Below are 17,767 nucleotides of genomic sequence, written 5' to 3' on the forward strand. Positions count from 1 at the left end.
GTGACCATGCGACTCCGCGCCTGCGCCGCACTTCTGCTGCTACTCTCGGCCTGCGCGACGACAGAGTCGAACACACGAGGCTCAGCGGCCCAAGACTCCAGGGTCGCCAACCTCCAGAGAGCGGCGACTCTGCCGTGGGTGGATGACGGGCGCTGTGTGGTGCGGGAGGCCTCCAACGAATGGGCCGTGCTGGTGGAGCGGTGCTTCCATTCGCTCGACCATGACCGGCTCGAGTTTCGTGATGTCACGGGACGATGCTCGGTCGCCTCCGCGGGAGCCGCCGCACTTGGCTTGGGCGTCTGCGTTCTGATTGCGCCCGAAATCATCGTCGGGGCCGTGATTGTCGCAGGTGCGGTCGTGGTGGCAGCCGCCATCAGCGAGGAGTTGGCTGCGTATCGGCGGGCATCCCGTGCGAGCGCGCGGCCAGAGGTCCAGACGCAGCCCATCAAGAAGCCTGCGGCAGACCGAAAGCCCAAGCCATCAGGGCAGGACTGGTTTCCTCCAGGACCGACCGAGCCAGTGGCGAGTGAGCGCCGCCCGGACTGCAAGCCCGTCCCGGTGCCGCACGCGGGCGAGGATGCCGCCCATGACGAGTGCGCCGATAAGTTTCCGCCCAACCGATATCCTGGAATGGACGTGCTGGTGGGTGGCAAGCGCTTCGATGCGCTTCAAGTCGGTGCGCGTGTCCTATGGGAAATCAAGACCTACCAGTTCGACACGTACAGTGACTTCCTCCGGGAACGGGTCATCGAAGACCAGATAAGAGAGTTCAAGGATGCGCGGAGTATCGCACGGACTTGTGGCTATGACTTCGTCATTGGCGTCAGCACCGTTACGCACAAAGCTGAACTGAAGATGGCAGACGACACCTTTGACATTGTCGTGACGGGGTGCACGCGATGAGCACTCGAAACCGCCTCATTCTGAACCTCTATGCATCTGCGCTCAGTGAGAACGATGGCCGTCCGCTCGCTGCCGTCCACGGCTTGGAGCGGGCGTTCCCCGGCCTGAGCATGACGTGGCAGGTTTCAAATAAAGGTCAGCTCATCGCGATACCCAAGCGCGACGCATGGCTCGCCGAGGCAGCCGCACGCGGAGAGTTTCCTCTTGTTTGCAACGGGGACGAGCGCTACCCGGTGACGGTTGTAGGGCGGCAACAACTCGCCAGTGAGAGTCCAGGAGGCCAGCCCCAGCTTCAGGTTCATGCGAAGCTACCGCAGGACACGGTCGCTCTCGCGGCAGCTGCGGATGTGTTGGAGCAAGTGGCAGAGGGCATCCGGGCGCTGTGGGGCCTCGTGGCACCGGGGGCCATCATGGAGGTCATCGCGGACCAGACCGGCCCGAAGAGATACGGCCCCAGCAAGCCGCCACTCGGACTGCCCGCGTTGAAGATGCCATGGGACATCCATTCACCTGAGACGCCACGTCACCTCGGGTGGCTGAACTACTGGTCCTCCGCTGCCGCACAGGCCATTGGGTTCCCGGACCCCTCCCGTGACGCGGAGCTGCTCTCACGGGCTCGACGCACGGCGACAGGGGGCTGGGTCGTACAGCTCACGGAGGCACCACTCGACCTGGACGACCCCGCTCATCTGGACGCGCTCAAGCGCGCCTATGAGCGCTTCCCTGAAATCGGTGGCCGCGCGGCGTCTTGACTCCTCGGCGCCGGGTGCCCGCACATCCATCACGAGGAACCGGCGCCTGCGGGCCCCTCCGCCGAAACAAACAATGGATGTCAACCCAGGCCCTCCCCCTGACAAGGATTGGGCCAGGGGAACGGATTGCTTCACCCATGGTGCTACAGTCTTCCGCAACCCGAGGTCTACAGGGGGAGGACCCGACATGAGACTCGACATCTTCTCGGAGATGCAGCACCCGAAGGAGCGGTGGACTGGCGCGGACCACGAGCATCAAATCATCCGTGAGACGCTGGAGCAGGCTCGGCTCGCGGACGAGATGGGCTACGGCGTCTGGTGGCAGGTGGAGCACCACACCGCGGTGGAGTTCAGCTACAGCTCCGCACCCGAGGTCATGCTCACCGCCATCGCGATGGGCACCCAGAACATCCACGTGGGGCACTCCGCGGCGCTCGCCCCCGCGCGCTTCAACCACCCCATCCGCATCGCCGAGCGCTCCGCGTTCCTCGACCACCTGAGCGGCGGCCGCTTCCAGCTCGGCATGGCCCGCAGCACCATCCCCGAGTGGCGCGTCTTCAACATCGAGCCCGACGCCACCCGCTCGCAGATGCAGCAGGCCTTCCAGATGATTCCGAAGCTGTGGACCCAGGAGAAGTTCTCCTGGGACTCACCGGACTTCCGCGTCAAGGACATCAACGTCATCCCCAAGCCCTTCCGCAAGCCGCACCCGCCGCTGTGGCAGGCGTGCTCCAGCCCCGCGTCCTTCGAACAGGCCGGACGCAACGGCGTCGGCGCGCTCGGCGTAACGCTGTGGGCCTCCCCCGAAGAAGTCGCGGAGATGATCCACCTCTACCGCGAAGCGCTGCGGACCCGCTGTGAGCCCGTCGGCGACTTCGTGAACGACCAGGTGGCCTTCTTCACCTTCGTGCACTGCGCTGACACCGAGCGCGAGGCGATGCAGAACGGCGCCGCGAAGGCCGCCGCCTGGTACACCAGCGGCTCCTTCACGTTCTTCGAGGCCAAGGACCACTTCGTCAAATCCGCCGCGGAGCTGGAGGCGCTCGCCAAGGACCCCGCTGGCGGCGGGCTCACGGGCCAGTACCTGCGACGCAAGGACCCCAACGCACCCCAGTCCCAGGCCCAGCGCATCCTCGGCCGCATCATGTCCGGCGAGGCCGTGCCCGATGAGCAGGTCTGGGAGGTGCTGAGCGCCCAGGACTCGCTCATCGTCGGGACGAAGGACCAGGTGCGCCAGGGCCTCAAGCGCTACGAGGCCCTGGGCATCGACGCGCTGATGTCCTTCCACCAGGTGGGCGCCCTCTCCCACGAGGCCGTGCTCAAGAGCATCCGCCTCACCGGCGAGCTCATCCCCGAGTTCAAGACGCCCGCGCCTCCCTGAGCCCCCTGGCGGAGGGCTCCGAGGACCGTTCGTCGCTCCTGGAGTCCTCCGTCCCGGCGCCTCGCTCGCCAGGGCGCACAACTCCCACCTCGCCCCGCTTCCCCAGGGCGCCATCGTGCGCACCTTGGGGACGGTCTCGTGCGGAAGGGGATGGGGATGAGGGTCGGCCAGCGAACACTGGGATGGGGCCTTGCCTGCGCCATGTGGGCCACGACGCCCGCATGGGCGGCGGAGCCCACGAGTGCCCGGGAGCAGGGCAGCCAGGAGAGCGTCGCGAAGGCCTCCTCCCCGCGTCTCGGCCGCTTCACCCGCGAGTGGTACGTGAGCCCCTCGGGCAACGACATGGCCGCGGGGACGAAGCGCGCCCCGTTCCGGACCATCGGCCGCGCGGTGCGCACCGCGGGTCCTGGCGAGGTCATCCGCGTCCAGGCAGGCGAGTACGAGGAAGGGGTCTTCATCGATGGCCCCGCCGTGAAGGCCGGCAAGCCGAACGCCCCCATCACGCTGCTGGGCGAGGGCAAGCCCCGCATCATTCCGACGGCGCGCGGCGGCACGCTGGTGCAGGTGCGAAAGCCCCACTGGGTCATCGAGGGCTTCGAGATCGACGTGCGCGGGCAGCCGCGCTTCGCCGTCCTCTTCGAGGGCGACACCACCGGCGCGGTGCTCACCAGCTGCCACATCCACCACGGCACGCTGGGCGCCGGCGTCGCGACGCACGGTGGCGCGCGCGACGTGCTCATCGAGAACAACCACATCCACGATTTCCGCCGGGCGCCTAAGGGCGACTCGCACGGCGTGGTCATCCAGGCCACGTCGCGGAACATCACCGTGCGCGGCAATGACATCCACGGGAACTCGGGCGACTCGGTGCAGTGCCTGCTGCCGGACCGCAAGGGTCAGGCGCCCGCGCGCAACGTGGTCATCGAGGGCAACCAACTCCACGACAACGACGAGAACGCCGTGGACATCAAGACGTGCCACGACGTCGTCATCCGTGACAACACGATGTACGGCTTCCGCAAGTCCCCCACGTCGGCGGGCGAGGCCGTCGTCGTCCACTTCTCCGCGCGGAACGTGCGCATCGAGGGCAACCGCATCTCCGACGCGGGACGCGGCATCGCGGTGGGCGGCTCGCGCGAGGGGAACCAGCCCAGCCCCGCCAACGTCGTGGTGCGCGGCAACACCATCAAGGGCATCACCCAGAGCGGCGGCAGCGACGGCGCGGGCATCCGCGTGGAGAACTCGCGCGACGTGACGGTGGTGGGCAACACCATCTCCGACACGGAGGGCTTCGGGATGATGCTCGGGCTGGGCTCCAACGGCGCGCCCAGCGAGAACCTCACCGTGCGCGGCAACTCCATCCAGGGTCGGCACCTGGTGCGACTGGGCAAGCACCGCCCCGGCCTGAAGATGGACGGCAACCAGTACGCCGCCGAGGGCACCTTCAAGGCCGACCCCGAGGAGACCCGCAGCCTCGCGCAGTGGCGCCGCGTGTCGGGCGTGGACCAGAAGTCCACCCCACTCCAGTAGGAGCCCACCCGTTCGACTGTCCCGAGCGAGCCTGGACTCGGCGAGACCGAGCCCGGCATCTCTCGCCTGAAGGCCGCTCACCGGCGCGCCCCTTCCGCTTGCAGCGACGTGCAGCGCAGGAAGGGACTCGGCCCTCGGGGCGTCTTCTCGCGGAGAGGCTCTTGCAGCTCGCGCCAACGCACGGAGCAGGACGGACTCGACGCACGCGGCTTCAGCTCGCCTGACACTCACTCACCAGCGCCCCTTCCGCGCAGGCCGCCGCGCAAGGAGCCACGCCCCCTCCCCGCTTCAATCCACAGAAGCGGGAAGGGGCTCGACGCTCGCTCAGGGCGTCTCGTCGGACGGCACTTCCCCCGTGAGCACGCAGATGAGCGCGACGGGGTCACACTTCACCGGGAACACGGGATTGATACCCGAGCCACGCAGGCGGCCCGCCTCGAAGTCCGGGTACGGGTCGCACTTCACGTCGTCCGGCTTGCCCGCGGTGGCGCAGCTCACCACCGGCCAGATGCCCTTGGCCTGATACGTCGCCGTGCACCCGTTCTCCGAGTAGCGCAGGTCCGCCTTGAACTGCGTCCCCGGAATGCCCGGCGTGTTGTAGATGCGCAGGTTGGACCACTCGTACGCGAAGCTCTGCGCGGGCAGCGTGTCCGTCGCCGGCACCTCCAGACGCGTCGTCGACAACTGCGGCACGTCGCAGAAATTGTCCGCCCCCGGCCCCTCGCTGGCCAACGGCCCCACCGAGTACGGCGTGTGCGACGCATCCAGGTCCGGCCGGTCCTTGAAGTCCACCAGCAGCTTCCCCATCCGCGCGCTGCGCAGCGCCACCGTGTCCGGCGCCTTGGGGTCCTGGCTGAAGTACTTCTGCATCCCCACCGCCTCCGGCGCCAACCGCGCGCACTGCAGGTCGGGGTTCTGTCCCGGCAGCAGCGTGTACACCGTGGCGAACGAGCCGATGGAACCATCCGTCACGGCCCGGGCCACCACACACTGCGCCTCCGGGTCCTCCACCCCACAGCCCGCGAGCACCAGCGCCGCCAGCGCGCTCCATCCCATTCCACGAATCATTGGCAGATGTCCTTTCATGGCGAGCGCCTAGAAGGTCAGCTTCGCGCCCAGCCGCACGGAGCGCGGCGCCTGGTAGGCCGTGGGACGCTTGAAGTTGGGGTTGATGTCCGCGGGGACGATGGGCAGGTTCGTCGCCGTCGAGATGACCTTGCAGTCCGGGTTGTTGGCGACGAGGCACGCCGACAGGTCCGCGGGCTTGCCCCCCTGCTCGATGGCGTAGACCCGCGTATTCGTCAGCGTCTGGTCCACCGCCGTGTACTGCTGGAAGTTGAAGACGTTGAACACGTCCAGCGACATGCTCAGCACGTAGTCGCCACTCAGCTTCTGGTTCACGCTCACGCGGGTATCGATGTTGTGCACCCACGGCAGCCGACCCGCGCTGCCTCGCGGCAGGATGAACGTCTCCGAGCCGCTGCGCCGAGGATGCGCGCCCAGGTAGTTGAGCGGCGTGCCCGAGCGGCTCCGATAGCCACCACCCACGTTCAGGCTCGTCGTGCGCGTCAGGTTGAACTCCCGCGCACCGAACGCCTTGAACGAGTGCGTGCGGTCCCCGGGCAGCGGACCGTCGCGGTTGGTGGTCAGCGACACCAGGTCGAAGTCGCGCGTGAGGTTGGGCGACAGCTGACCGGTGTCGGCTCGGAACAGGCCCGAGTAGTTGCCGCGCAGCTTGGACCACGTGTAGCTCGCCTGGGCCAGCCAGCCGTCGGAGAACGCCTTCTGGTAGTACAGGTTCACCGCGTCGTAGTGGCGCTTCGCCTCGGGGAAGTCCGTTGAGAACCCCTTGCCCGGGTTGCCCAGGAAGAAGGTGTTGCCGTCATCGCGGCTCATGTCCTCGATGACGTCGTTGAGCACGCGCCGCGTGTACGTCAGGCCGAAGCGGCCGAGCAGCACCTCGTACTCGCCACCCACCATGATTTCGTCCGCGGACTGCGCGCGGATGTTCGGGTCCACCGGCACGCGGTCTCCACCCTGCGCGTCCCAGCGCTGGTTCGGCCCCTCCCGGCTGCCGATGGTCTGACGGTTGCCCGGCGCCATGCAGCCCGTGAGCCGTGACTCCCGGTCGCTCGGCACGCAGTTCTCCGCACCGTACGTGGCCGACAGGAGCTGCTGCTGCGGGAAGGACAGGTCCGCCAAATCCAACGGCACGTTCTCGAAGAAGCGCGCGAAGTTGACGAACAGCTTCGAGCGCCCCTGCTGGGTGAAGTCGTAGATGAGCCCCACGCGCGGCGACCACTGGTTGGGCAGGTACAGGCCCACCTTGTCGTCCAGCCCCCGGATGGTCTGCACGTCGTAGCGCAGGCCCGCGTTGAGCGTCACCTTGTCCAGGATGGACCAGCTGTCCTGGATGAAGCCGCCCATCGTCACCGACGTGGACGTGCCCTCCTTGCTCGCCAGGAACACCGGCTGGTCCGGCCCCTCGAGATAGCCGTACTGGTTGAGCGTGAAGAAGCAGCGGCCGTTGGCGCACTCCTGCCAGGGGGCGCCGCCCGTGCGCGCGCGGTGGTTGTAGAAGCTCATCCGCTCCGCGTCGAAGCCCGCCTTGATGATGTGGTGGCCGAGTGCCTGGACCAGGAGGGTGCCCATCACCTTGCCCTGGAAGCGGTCCAGTTCCTGCTCGCTGATGGTGCCAGGCCCCCCGGTGGAGTAGGTCCTGACGGGACAGAAGAGCCGCTGTTCCTCCGGCGTGGTGCCACAGACAGACGGGTCCGGCAGCGTCTCGAAGTCGGTGATGGAGCGCGGGCCGGGATTGCTCGTACGGCGCCAGGAGACGTTCGGCTCCGCGGCCAGGCCCGTGGGGGACAAGAGGCCCGAGCCATCCGACGGCAGGATGCTGTCCGCCTGGTGGTGCCAACCGGCCGTCGCGTCGACCAGGAGCGTCTTGCCGAAGAAGGACGAGGACTGCTTGGCGACGATGTCCATCACGCCGTTGCTGCGCCGCGTGGCGATGGATTCGTAGGACCCCTGCACGAAGCCGGTGCAGGCAAGGCCCGTGCACACCTCCGGGTCACCGTCATCGCTATAGGAGAACTTGCCCGCGCCTCCCGAGGAGCGCGGCGTGCCGAACACCGACACCGACAAGTTGTGGTCCGGATTGAAGAGGTACGTCAGCTTGGTCATGTACTGGAGCGAGCGCTCGTCCGCGAAGCGCGTGGTGCGCGTGCCCTCGATGGGCGTCACCAGCCCGAAGCCCGTCTCCGGGTCCTTGTCGCGATCGTTCGGTCCGCCGCAGCTCGGATTGTCGGGACCACAGTACTCCAGCCGGCTGAGCTGCCGGTCCACGCGGATGCGATTGAACGACGGCGCCACGCCCGCGTAGAACCAGAGCCTGTCCTTGAGGATGGGGCCGCCGAAATCGAAGCCGAAGTCGCCCTGGTTCCAGGGCTGGCCTTGCGCGGAGATGACGGAGCCCTCCTGTCGCACCCAGGGGCCGTCGCGTTGCAGCGCCCCCGGCGCCATGTTCGCGAACACCGAGCCGTGGAACTCGTTGGAGCCCGACTTGGTGACGACGTTGAGCACGCCGCCCGTGGAGCGGCCGTACTCGGGCATGTAGCCGCCGGTGATGACGTTGACCTCCTGGACGAACTCCACCGACAGCGGCGTGCCCAGCGTGCCCACGCCCGGGTCGTTCACCGACAGGCCATCCACCACGTACTGGCTCTCCGGGGAGCTGCTGCCGCTGACGCTCACGCCGTAGCGGTCCTCCACCGCGCCCGGCGCCAGCTCCGCCAGCGACTCGAACGAGCGCGACGCGGAGCCCTTGCTGCCCGGCCGGATGACGGCCACGTTGCGCAGGAAGTCCGCGTCCACGCTCATGCCCTGCGTGCTCGAGCCCACGTCCAGCGTGGGCGCCGCGCTGATGGAGATCTCCTCGCCGAACGCCGAGGGCAGCAACTGGATGTTCACCCGGATGGTCCGGTCCAACCGCAGCACGATGTCCGGACGCACGAAGGGCTCGAAGCCCTCGCGCTCCACGCGCAGCGTGTACGTGCCCGGCGGCAGCTGCGGGATGCGATACAGGCCGCTCGCATCCGAGACCACCACCCGCTCACCCTGCAGCTTCGGCGAGGTGGCCGTCACCACCGCGTCCCCCAGCGCCTTCTTGTCCTCCGCGCTGGTGATGGTGCCGGTGATGACCGAGACGCCTTGAGCGAACGCTCCGGCGCCACAGAGCAGGACCGCGAGACACACCCCGCGGGCGAGACCCACACGTATGGACAAAGCTGACTCCCTCCCTTTGATTCCGGAGGGCACTCTGTCTCAAGACGCGAGAAAGCAACAATCCCCAATTAAACAGTAGGCACGCCGGGGTGCGTCACCGGGCTGGGCGGGGACGGGCCCATCCGGAGCCCGCGTGGGGCTGGAGGGCGGCCACCGTCCTCGGCACGACAGGGGCCGCTGCCTCGCCCGCGGCCTGGGCGACGGAGCGGCGGACGGACGCGGGGCGACGCGGCGCTGGTCTATGCTGCGCGCTCCCGTGGACGCTCCCCTGCCCTCCCGCCGCCGCCTCCTGGTGCCCGCCGTGGTGTTCGCCGTCGCGAGCACGCTGGTCGCCCTGGCCGCGCTGTATGTGCAGGGCCTGCTGCCGGCCTCCGTCCCGTCCGCGTCGGAGCCCTTCCACTATCAGGGCTACGAGAAGGTGCTCCGGCACGTGCGCGCGGATGGGGATGTGGACTTCTCCTCCATCGGCCGCGAGCGCGCGGAGCTGGACCGGTTCGTCGAATCGCTGGCGTCGTTCTCGCCGCACAACCGTCCGGACGTCTTCCCGACGTCGGAGGACGCGCTGGCCTTCTGGCTCAATGCCTACCACGCGCTGGTGCTCCAGCAGGTGGTGGATGGGTATCCCTATCTGGAGAGCGTGCACGGGCCGCTGCTCGGGCGCTTCTATTGGGGGCGCTCGTGGCCGGTGGGCGGCAAGCGCATGACGCTGTGGTCGCTGCACCACCGCATCCTCGCCCGGGAGTACGCCGACCCGCGCATCCACCTGGCGCTGTTCCAGGCCACGCGCGGCGGGCCTCGCATGGACAGCACCCACTTCCAGCCCGAGTTCCTCGACGCGCAGCTCAACGAGGCCAGCCGCCGGTTCGTGGGCGACAAGCGCCACGTGCGCCTGGACCGCGACACGGTGTACCTGGCGAAGCTGTTCGAGACCTGGCGCGAGGACTTCCTCGCCGCGCTGCCCGAGGGGCGCCGGGGCAACGTGCTCCAGTTCGTCTGGGCGTTCCTGCCGGACACCTGCGAGGAGCGTCCCGGCTGCGACACGCGCGCGGACCTGGACCACGCCTGCGGGCCGAAGCTGGACCGCTGCCACATCGTGTACGAGCCGGAGGACCCCGCGCTCCCGGATGCGGCGGCGCGCGAGGTCCGCTCGGAGCGCTGACGCCTACGCGGGCAGCCGCTCGCGTCTGCCGGGCGGCGGCGTGTGGTCCTCGTCCCCCCGCTCCCGGGCGCGGGGCCGCTGCACGGGGCCGCCGTCCTTGCGCCCTCGCAGCCACTTCTCCAGGCCGACGGCGGGCAGCACCACCGCGCCCACCAGCACGGACAGGCCGATGGCCTCCAGCGACAGGGGCGCCGTTCCGAAGATGCTCCGCATGAAGGGCACGTACATGAAGGCGAGCTGCAGCAGCACCAGCGCGCCGATGCCCATGAACACCGTGGGGTTGCTGAACAGGCCCACCTTGCGCACGGAGCCTGTGAGCGTGCGGCACATCACCATGTAGAAAATCTGGAAGCTGATGACGGTGTTCACCGCCATCGTCTGCGCCTCGGCCAGCGCCCGCGCGTGCCCCACCGCCGGCAGCTCGCGCGAGTACTCCCAGAGGAACAGGCCGATGGCCCCCGCCGCCATGAGCAGCGCGACCAGCCCCGTGCGCATCACCACGAAGTGGCTGAGCACCGGCGCGTCCGGACGGCGCGGCCTGCGGCGCATCACGTCCGACTCGCGCGCCTCGAACGCCAGCGGCAGCGCGAGCGACACCGTGGCCACCAGGTTGATCCACAACAGCTGCGTGGGCAGCATCGCCATCAGCGGCACCGCCCTCCCGCCGATGTCCTGGATGGGGAAGAACGCCACGCCGCACAGCAGGATGAGCGCGAGCCCCAGGTTGGTGGGCAGCACGAAGGCGAGCGACTTGATGAGGTTGTCGTAGACGCGCCGCCCCTCCTCCACCGCCGCCGCGATGGAGGCGAAGTTGTCATCCGTCAGGACGATGTCCGCCGCCTCCTTGGACACCGCCGTGCCGGTGATGCCCATCGCCACGCCGATGTTGGCCTGCTTGAGCGCGGGCGCGTCGTTCACCCCGTCGCCCGTCATCGCCACCACGTGCCTTCGGCCCTGGAGCGCGCGCACCAGGCGCAGCTTGTGCTCCGGCGCCACGCGCGCGAAGACGTTCGTGCTCTCGGCCACGTGCGCCAGCTGCGCGTCGTCCAGCGCCCCCAGCTTCGCGCCCGCGACGCCCGGCATCCCCGCCTCTTGAAGACCCAGCTTCGCGCCGATGGCCTCCGCCGTCGCCAGGTGGTCGCCCGTGATCATCTTCACGACGATGCCCGCCTCGTGACAGGCGCGCACCGCCTCGATGGCCTCCTCGCGCGGAGGGTCCATCATCCCCTGCAGGCCCAGGAGCTCCAGCCCACCCTCGACGTCTTCGAGCGCCAGGTCGTCCTTCGCCTCGGGCACCTGCCGCGACGCCACCGCGAGCACGCGCATGCCCCGCCGCGCCAGCCGCTCCACCTCCTCCAGCACCGCCTCGCGTGACACGGCGCCGTCCAGCTCGCAGCGCGCCAGGACGACCTCGGGCGCACCCTTGAGGAGCACCACGCGGCCCTCGCGGCCGTCGTCGTGCAGCGTGGCCATGAACTGGTTCTCCGACTCGAACGGGATGGCGTCCACGCGGGTGAAGCGCGAGCGGGACTCCTCCACGCGCAGGCCCGCCTTCTCCGCCGCCACCACCAGCGCGCCCTCGGTCGGGTCGCCCGTCATGCGCCAGTTGCCATCACCGCCCTCCAGCGCCGCGTCGTTGCACAGCGCGCCCGCGAGCAGCAGCTCCTTCGCGTCGTCGGGCAGGAGCGACTCGCTGAGCGCCGGGCCGTCGCGGCGCAGCTCGCCCCGGGGCGCGTACCCCACGCCGGTGACGGTGTAGCGCCCCGTCGGCGTCCACAGGGCCTGCACCGTCATCTCGTTGCGCGTGAGCGTGCCCGTCTTGTCCGAGCAGATGACGGTGGTGCTGCCCAGCGTCTCCACCGCGGGCAGCTTGCGGATGACCGCGCGCCGGGCCGCCATGCGCTGCACGCCGATGGCCAGGGCGATGGTGACGATGGCGGGCAGGCCCTCCGGAATCGCCGCCACCGCCAGGGTGATGGCCACCACCACCGCCTCGCTCATGTCATACCCGCGCCACAGCCCCACCCCGAGCAGCAGCACCGATACGACGAGGATGGCCACGGTGATGACCTTGGCGATGCTCGCGAGCGCCTTCGTCAGCGGCGTCTGCAAATCCGTCGCTTCGCTCAACATCTCCGAGATGCGCCCCAGCTCCGTGGCGCCTCCCGTCGCGATGACCACCGCCTGCCCCACGCCCGAGGTCACCAGCGTGCCGCCGAAGACGACGCTCGTCCTGTCCCCCAGCTCCGCGTCCTTGGCCACCACCGAGGCCTGCTTCGACGCCGGCACGGACTCGCCCGTGAGCGCGGCCTCCTCCACCTGGAGGTTGCGCGAGCCCACCAGCCGCATGTCCGCGGGCACCTTGTCCCCGGCGGCAATCTCCACCACATCCCCGGGCACCAGCTCCGCGGCGGGCACCGCGCGCTTGTGGCCCGCGCGCACCACCGTCGCGTTCTGCGGCACCATCCGGCTGAGCGCCTCGATGGCCTTGCCCGCGCGGAACTCCTGCACGAAGCCGATGAGCGTGTTGAGCACCACCACGGCGGCCACCACCAGCCCGTCCGTCACCTTGCCCATCACCACCGCCAGCACCGCCGACACGATGAGCACCCAGATGAACGGACTGTTCACCTGTCGCCACAACAGCTTCAGCGGCCCCTCGCCCTTCTGTCGCTCCAGGACGTTGGGCCCATGACGGGAGAGCCGCTCGCGCGCCTGCTCGTCCGTCAGCCCTGACGGTCCGCTCTCCAGCCGCTCGAAGGCCCGCTCGACCGGCAGGGCATGCCAGGGCACCGCTCCCGAAGCGGGCTCACGTGCGTCCTCGACGCCGGACGCGGCGGGTGGCGGCTCGCGCATTCGACTCCCCCAGTCAGCAACCAGCTCTCTCCCCTCAAGCTATGTCCGCCCCAGGCCCGCGCCCCACGCCCGCCCTCGCAGGAGGCAGGCGACGCGTCGCGGCCGTGACAAAGCCGTTGCCTGGCTCGCGATTTCCAAGTAATCAAGAATTAAAGGAATCACTAGCTTCTCGACTTCGTCCTGATGAACTCCAAAAAGTCCGGTGTGGTCCTGTTGGGGGTGGTGCTGGTGGCCTCGGTCGTCGCGCTGCTGACCCGAGGCCTGTCTGCCTCCTCGAATGAATCCGCCCCCGCCGCGAGCGCCGCGAGGCCGCCCACCTCCAGCGGCGTCATGGTGGGCACGCCCTCGGGGGTGCCGCCGGCCTCGGAGCCGACGCCCGCGGTGGAGCAGCTGCCGATGCCCGGGTGCTGGGATGGCCTGCGGGAGCTGGACAAGGCGACCTCGCTGGACGCGCTGCGCGCGGCGCTGGGGGTGGCGGTGGGGCACCGCGACAACCTGCTGGCGACCTACCTCCAGGAGCGCCTGACGGAGCTCGTGGGGCAGGACGCGGGGCGCGCGCTGCAGGTCATCGAGTGGGCGAAGCAGGCCAGCCCTCCGGAGCTGGGGCTCTACCTGGAGGCCGTGAAGGCGGCGCCAGCCGTGCACGACGCGAAGGTGTCGGCGGCGCTCCTGGGGATGGGCGAGGACAAGAGCCTGCCGACCCAGAACCGCTCGGCGGCGCTGGACGCCCTGGAGACCCAGCGGCGGCTGTCGCCCGGGGACCTGGCGCGGCTCAAGGCGGTGGCCCTGGACGAGACGGCGGACTCCACCGCGTGGGTGGCCACGCGCACGATGGGCCGGGTGATGAAGGAGGACTTCGAGCGCACGGGCACCCATGCGCCGTACTGGAAGGAGCTGCTCTCCATCGCCGGCACCTCGGACGACATGGCGGTGCGGCTGCTCGCGCTGGAGATGCCGTCGTACTCCGACCCGCTCATCGGCCCGGAGTCCTTCGACGAGCTGGAGCACATCCTCACCACGGACCGCGAGCGCGACGTGCGGGAGATGGCCGCCTTCCGGCTGGGCGTCACGCGCGAGCCCGAGCAGGCGCTGAAAATCTACGAGGCGGCGTTCGACAAGGAGCACGACGTCTGCGTGCGCTGGGCCATCTTCCGCTTCGCCGTGCGCGCCGCGGGAGAGGGAGCGCTGCCGATGCTGGCGCGGCTCGCCGCGAAGGACCCGCGCTTCCAGCGCGACTACACCGAGTTCCAGCAGCTGTACGCCTCCGGCACCGTGGACTTCGCCCGCATCTGGCTGGGCAAGGGCGAGCACCACGCGTGCCTCGTCGAGGAAGGAGCGCCGCACTGATGCATGCCCTCATGAACAGGCGATGGGGGCGCGGGCTCCTGGTGTCGTTCCTCCTGGGCGCGGCGGGGCCGGCGAGCGCGGCCGCGCCGCTCTTGACGCCCGAGACGTGCTCGGTGGAGACGATGCTCCGCGACGTGCGCGCGGCGATGAAGGACGGCTCGCCCGCGCTGAAGCACTACGTGAAGGCGCGGCTGCGGGAGGCGGCGCTGGCCATGCCCGCCGGGGAGCTACAGGCCGCGCTGGAGCGCGAGCACCAGCCGGAGGTGCTGGAGGCCCTGGGCGCGGCGCTGGCCACGAAGGCGAGTCACGCGGAGTCGCCCGGACTGGTGCAGCCGCTGCTGGCCCGAGCCGCGGGAGACGCGGACCCGGCGGCGCGCGCGGCGGCGGTGCGGGCCCTCAGGGCCACGCCCTCCGTGGAGTTCATGGCGAAGAACGGCGGCGTGGTGACGTACGAGCAGCTGGTGCGCGACAGCTCCCCGGAGGTGCGCCAGGCGGTGGCCGACAACCTGCTGGCGGAGAGCGCACAGGTGTACTCGGGCCATGACCGCACGGTGTCGGAGACGACGGTGGCGGTGGCGTCGGCGGCCGAGGACCCCGCGGTGGCGGCGAGGCTCTTGGGCGAGGTGTCCATGGAGGCCGTGGGCCACGAGACGGTGGAGCGCGTCACCCGGCACCTGAAGGCCGAGTCCCCGGAGCTGCGCGCGGCGGCGGCGACGGCGCTGGGAGGCGCGCCGGGAGCGGAGTCAGCGGGGGCGCGGCGCGCGCTGGTGGAGGCCTTCCGCGGGGACACGAATCCGGCGGTGCGCAAGGCGGCGCTCGAGGGCATCGCCCGGCTGGGCCAGGCCTCCGCGCGGCCCCTGCTGGAGTCGCTGCGCGGCGTGGACCCGCGCATGGACCCTGAAATCGACGCGTGGCTGTCCGCGCTGAAGCTCAACCTCCAGGAGTGGCACCTGCTGCTGCGCGAGAAGCAGCGGCTGAGGAGGTGACCCCTGCATCACCGGGCAGTGCCGCAGCGAAACAACCAGAGGAGGCAGTTCCATGAAGGCATTGAAGTGGATGTTGGCCACGGTGGCCTTGGCCGTGACGGGGTGGTCCACGAGCGCGTCGTCGGCGACGGCCGTCGGTCCCATCTGTGACACGGCCGCGCGCGTGGGCTCCACGACGTACTACTCGTGCTCGGGCAGCAGCCACAACGCGCTCGACATGAGCAATGGCACGTGCAGCGTGTGGAACCACCGCGGGATGATCAACGTCAGCCGCTACTACGCCTACTACGGCGGCTGTGCGAACAACTGCAGCGGCGGCACCAGCTGCAACGGCGGCGCGGGCAACTACTACGTCGTCACCGGCGGCAGCGGCTGGGACTTCCGCCAGCTCCACCTGAACTCCAACGTGTCCTCCGGCTCCAAGACGTGCGACCGCTGCGCGCTGGGCCTGGTGGGCTCCACGGGCAACTCCACCGGCGCGCACGTGCACGCGGACAACCGCCAGTACGGCACCCGCAAGACGGCCTGGTACACCAGCGTCGGCACCACGTGCGGCTCCAGTGCGTATTGCAGCAATCGCGTGGGTACGCCCACGCTGTAGTCGCAGTCCCCAAACCCGCGCCCCGCTCCGGTTTCCCTATGGCCGAGGCGGGGCGTCCTTGTTTCACGCGTCGGAGCGCCGCGGGGCCTCGGCGGCGGCCCGGCGCAGGGTTTCCCCCGTCGCCGCGTCCGCGGGGAAGAAGGACTCAATCGCCAGCTCCGCCAGGGTGACGTCCACCGGCGTGCCGAACACCGTCGTCGTGCCGATGAAGGCCAGCACGCCCCGGGGCGTCATGATGCGAAGCGGCACCACCACGCCCGCGTAGTCCGGCTCGGCCGCGTGGCTCGGCACCGGCCCCATCCCTCGCAGCTCGTCGAGCAGCGCCGCCAGCGTCGCGTCCGCGGTGGCCGACACCTGCCGCTGCAGCCTGGCCAGCACGTGCGCGCGCCACTGCTCCAGGTTGAGGATGCGCCGGCCCAGGCCGTCCGGGTGCAGGCTCAGGCGGAGCACGTTGATGGGCGGATGGAGCAGCTCGCCGGGGATGCCCTCCAGGAGCACACCCACCGCGCGGTTGGCCGTGACGAGGTGCCAGTGCCGGTCCACCGCGAGCGCCGGGTACGGCTCGTGTCCGGAGAGCACCAGCTCCACCGCCTCGCGCGCCGCCGTCATGCGCGGCCCGTCCAGCTCGTTCTCCGAGTAGACGGGCGCGAAGCCCGCCGCCACGAGCAGCGTGTTGCGCTCGCGCAGCGGCACGTCCAGCTCCTCGGCCAGGTGCAGCAGCATGTCCCGGCTCGGCGTGGAGCGCCCCGTCTCCAGGAAGCTCACGTGGCGGGCGGACACCTCCGCGCGGCACGCCAGGTCCAACTGACTCAGGCTGCGGCGCTGACGCCACTCGCGCAGCAACTCTCCCACCGGACGGCTCGGCATCATCATGCCCCTGACCCTAGGAACAACGGGGAAGCCTGCCCATTACCTCCCGCGTAATCGACCCGCGCACCGCCCACGCGCAATGTGTGTCCCCAGACGGCGGCGGGATTTCCCCGGCGCCGCATTCCAAGGACACAGCCATGAGCGCCATTCCCGCGTCGCGTACCTTCCTGGGCCACATCCTGCTCGCCGACGGCCTCATCAGCGGCGCCACCGGGGCCCTGATGTTCTTCGCCGCCCAGCCCCTGAGCGAGCTGCTCGGCCTGCCCGTCACGCTGCTGCGCTCGGCGGGCTTCAGCCTGCTGCCCTTCGCCGCGCTGCTCGTGTTCCTGGCCAACCGGCCCCTCGTCCCCCGGGGGCTCGTCTGGGCCATCATCGGCGCCAACGTGCTGTGGACGGTGGACAGCCTGGCGCTGCTCGCCACGGGCTGGGTGCAGCCCACCGTCTGGGGCGTGGCCTTCACCGTGGTGCAGGCCGTGGCCGTGGCCGCCTTCAGCGGCCTGGAGCTGATGGCCCTCAAGCAGGCCCGCATGGTGCCCGCCTGAGCGTGCGTCGAGCGCGGCGCGAGGCGTGCCTCAGAGCGCCTTGCGCACCGCCTCCAGCGCGGCGTCGTAGTCCGGCTCGTGCATCATCTCCGGGACGATTTCGCGGAACACCACCCGGCCCTCGCGGTCCACCACGAAGGTGCTGCGCGCCAGGAGGCCCAGCTCCTTCATGTACAGCCCGTACTTCCGCGCGAAGTCCCGGTCCTTGTAGTCCGAGAGCACCGCCACGTTCTGGATGCCCTCGGCCGCGCTGAAGCGGTTGAGGGCGAAGGGCAAATCCAGGCTCAGGTACCAGACCTTCACGTCCGGCCCCAGCTGCGTCGCCTGCTGGTTGAACATGCGCAGCTGGATGGCGCAGACCTTGGTGTCCACGCTCGGCGCCACGCTCAACACCACCACCTGCCCCTTGAGCTCCGACAGGCGGTGGGACTCGTAGAAGCCCTTGTACACGGTGAAGTCGGGCGCGAGGTCGCCCACCTGCACCTGCCCGTCGCCCTCCAGCGTCACCGGCTTGCCGCGGTAGGTGACCTGGTCCTTGAACTCGGCCATCACT

At 69.8% G+C, this 17,767-nt stretch carries 14 protein-coding genes; 9 read left to right on the top strand and 5 right to left on the bottom strand.

The window, feature by feature from the left end; translation table 11 throughout:
* The first annotated feature begins 6 nt into the window (after positions 1-6).
* From K8625_RS10590 to K8625_RS10605, 4 genes are all read left to right on the top strand, one after another.
* Positions 7-903 carry a DUF6310 domain-containing protein gene (locus tag K8625_RS10590; RefSeq protein ID WP_223782641.1) on the top strand — a complete coding sequence of 299 codons (897 nt, stop codon included), beginning with the start codon at positions 7-9 and terminating at the stop codon, positions 901-903.
* Positions 900-1,655 (top strand): DUF5953 family protein, encoded by a 756-nt coding sequence (locus K8625_RS10595; protein WP_223782642.1) that lies wholly within the window; start codon positions 900-902, stop codon positions 1,653-1,655. The genes K8625_RS10590 and K8625_RS10595 overlap by 4 nt, the downstream gene beginning before the upstream one ends.
* Before the next feature lie 187 nt (positions 1,656-1,842).
* Positions 1,843-3,036 carry an LLM class flavin-dependent oxidoreductase gene (locus tag K8625_RS10600; RefSeq protein WP_223747011.1) on the top strand — a complete coding sequence of 398 codons (1,194 nt, stop codon included), beginning with the start codon at positions 1,843-1,845 and terminating at the stop codon, positions 3,034-3,036.
* 201 nt (positions 3,037-3,237) lie between these two features.
* Positions 3,238-4,566, top strand: coding sequence for a nitrous oxide reductase family maturation protein NosD (locus K8625_RS10605; protein ID WP_223782643.1), 1,329 nt, complete (start codon positions 3,238-3,240; stop codon positions 4,564-4,566).
* A 324-nt stretch (positions 4,567-4,890) separates the two neighbouring features.
* On the opposite strand, the gene K8625_RS10610 is transcribed toward K8625_RS10605, so the two are convergent.
* Both K8625_RS10610 and K8625_RS10615 read right to left on the bottom strand, forming a co-directional pair.
* Positions 4,891-5,634, bottom strand: a complete 744-nt coding sequence (locus K8625_RS10610) for a hypothetical protein (RefSeq protein ID WP_223747009.1) — start codon at positions 5,632-5,634, stop codon at positions 4,891-4,893.
* Between the two features lie 27 nt (positions 5,635-5,661).
* Positions 5,662-8,853 carry a TonB-dependent receptor gene (locus K8625_RS10615; protein ID WP_223782644.1) on the bottom strand — a complete coding sequence of 1,064 codons (3,192 nt, stop codon included), beginning with the start codon at positions 8,851-8,853 and terminating at the stop codon, positions 5,662-5,664.
* 241 nt (positions 8,854-9,094) lie between these two features.
* Here K8625_RS10615 and K8625_RS10620 point away from each other — a divergent pair, with 241 nt between their 5' ends.
* Positions 9,095-10,012: a DUF547 domain-containing protein gene (locus K8625_RS10620; protein WP_223782645.1), complete on the top strand. Its 918-nt coding sequence runs from the start codon at positions 9,095-9,097 to the stop codon at positions 10,010-10,012.
* 3 nt (positions 10,013-10,015) lie between these two features.
* Here K8625_RS10620 and K8625_RS10625 read toward each other — a convergent pair whose 3' ends face one another.
* Positions 10,016-12,868 carry an HAD-IC family P-type ATPase gene (locus tag K8625_RS10625; protein WP_223782646.1) on the bottom strand — a complete coding sequence of 951 codons (2,853 nt, stop codon included), beginning with the start codon at positions 12,866-12,868 and terminating at the stop codon, positions 10,016-10,018.
* Positions 12,869-13,051: 183 nt separating this feature from the next.
* Here K8625_RS10625 and K8625_RS10630 point away from each other — a divergent pair, with 183 nt between their 5' ends.
* Genes K8625_RS10630 through K8625_RS10645 form a run of 3 tightly spaced genes read left to right on the top strand, consistent with a single transcriptional unit; the run spans position 13,052 to position 15,802 of the window.
* The gene (locus K8625_RS10630; protein WP_223782647.1) at positions 13,052-14,215 is read left to right on the top strand and encodes a HEAT repeat domain-containing protein; all 1,164 of its coding nucleotides are present in this window, start codon (positions 13,052-13,054) and stop codon (positions 14,213-14,215) included.
* 11 nt (positions 14,216-14,226) lie between these two features.
* Positions 14,227-15,201 (top strand): HEAT repeat domain-containing protein, encoded by a 975-nt coding sequence (locus tag K8625_RS43720; protein WP_255665579.1) that lies wholly within the window; start codon positions 14,227-14,229, stop codon positions 15,199-15,201.
* A gap of 52 nt (positions 15,202-15,253) precedes the next feature.
* Positions 15,254-15,802 (top strand): M23 family metallopeptidase, encoded by a 549-nt coding sequence (locus K8625_RS10645; RefSeq protein WP_223782648.1) that lies wholly within the window; start codon positions 15,254-15,256, stop codon positions 15,800-15,802.
* A gap of 63 nt (positions 15,803-15,865) precedes the next feature.
* Here K8625_RS10645 and K8625_RS10650 read toward each other — a convergent pair whose 3' ends face one another.
* Positions 15,866-16,675, bottom strand: a complete 810-nt coding sequence (locus K8625_RS10650; RefSeq protein WP_223782649.1) for a helix-turn-helix domain-containing protein — start codon at positions 16,673-16,675, stop codon at positions 15,866-15,868.
* A gap of 134 nt (positions 16,676-16,809) precedes the next feature.
* Between K8625_RS10650 and K8625_RS10655 the strand changes: the two genes are divergently transcribed.
* Complete coding sequence (locus K8625_RS10655) at positions 16,810-17,214, top strand: hypothetical protein (protein WP_223747001.1); 405 nt, start codon at positions 16,810-16,812, stop codon at positions 17,212-17,214.
* A 30-nt stretch (positions 17,215-17,244) separates the two neighbouring features.
* Here K8625_RS10655 and tpx read toward each other — a convergent pair whose 3' ends face one another.
* Positions 17,245-17,763, bottom strand: coding sequence for a thiol peroxidase (tpx, locus tag K8625_RS10660; protein ID WP_223747000.1), 519 nt, complete (start codon positions 17,761-17,763; stop codon positions 17,245-17,247).
* Between the last annotated feature and the right edge of the window lie 4 nt (positions 17,764-17,767).

It is taken from the genome of Myxococcus sp. AS-1-15 (assembly GCF_020037055.1).
GTDB lineage: Bacteria > Myxococcota > Myxococcia > Myxococcales > Myxococcaceae > Myxococcus > Myxococcus fulvus.

Bases quoted from the DNA above. Each gene is read 5' to 3' on its own strand.
- K8625_RS10590 (WP_223782641.1), top strand. From the start codon at position 7: ATGCGACTCCGCGCCTGCGCCGCACTTCTGCTGCTACTCTCGGCCTGC.
- K8625_RS10595 (WP_223782642.1), top strand. From the start codon at position 900: ATGAGCACTCGAAACCGCCTCATTCTGAACCTCTATGCATCTGCGCTC.
- K8625_RS10600 (WP_223747011.1), top strand. From the start codon at position 1,843: ATGAGACTCGACATCTTCTCGGAGATGCAGCACCCGAAGGAGCGGTGG.
- K8625_RS10605 (WP_223782643.1), top strand. From the start codon at position 3,238: ATGTGGGCCACGACGCCCGCATGGGCGGCGGAGCCCACGAGTGCCCGG.
- K8625_RS10610 (WP_223747009.1), bottom strand. From the start codon at position 5,634: ATGATTCGTGGAATGGGATGGAGCGCGCTGGCGGCGCTGGTGCTCGCG.
- K8625_RS10620 (WP_223782645.1), top strand. From the start codon at position 9,095: ATGCTGCGCGCTCCCGTGGACGCTCCCCTGCCCTCCCGCCGCCGCCTC.
- K8625_RS10625 (WP_223782646.1), bottom strand. From the start codon at position 12,868: ATGCGCGAGCCGCCACCCGCCGCGTCCGGCGTCGAGGACGCACGTGAG.
- K8625_RS10630 (WP_223782647.1), top strand. From the start codon at position 13,052: ATGAACTCCAAAAAGTCCGGTGTGGTCCTGTTGGGGGTGGTGCTGGTG.
- K8625_RS43720 (WP_255665579.1), top strand. From the start codon at position 14,227: ATGAACAGGCGATGGGGGCGCGGGCTCCTGGTGTCGTTCCTCCTGGGC.
- K8625_RS10645 (WP_223782648.1), top strand. From the start codon at position 15,254: ATGAAGGCATTGAAGTGGATGTTGGCCACGGTGGCCTTGGCCGTGACG.
- K8625_RS10650 (WP_223782649.1), bottom strand. From the start codon at position 16,675: ATGATGATGCCGAGCCGTCCGGTGGGAGAGTTGCTGCGCGAGTGGCGT.
- K8625_RS10655 (WP_223747001.1), top strand. From the start codon at position 16,810: ATGAGCGCCATTCCCGCGTCGCGTACCTTCCTGGGCCACATCCTGCTC.
- tpx (WP_223747000.1), bottom strand. From the start codon at position 17,763: ATGGCCGAGTTCAAGGACCAGGTCACCTACCGCGGCAAGCCGGTGACG.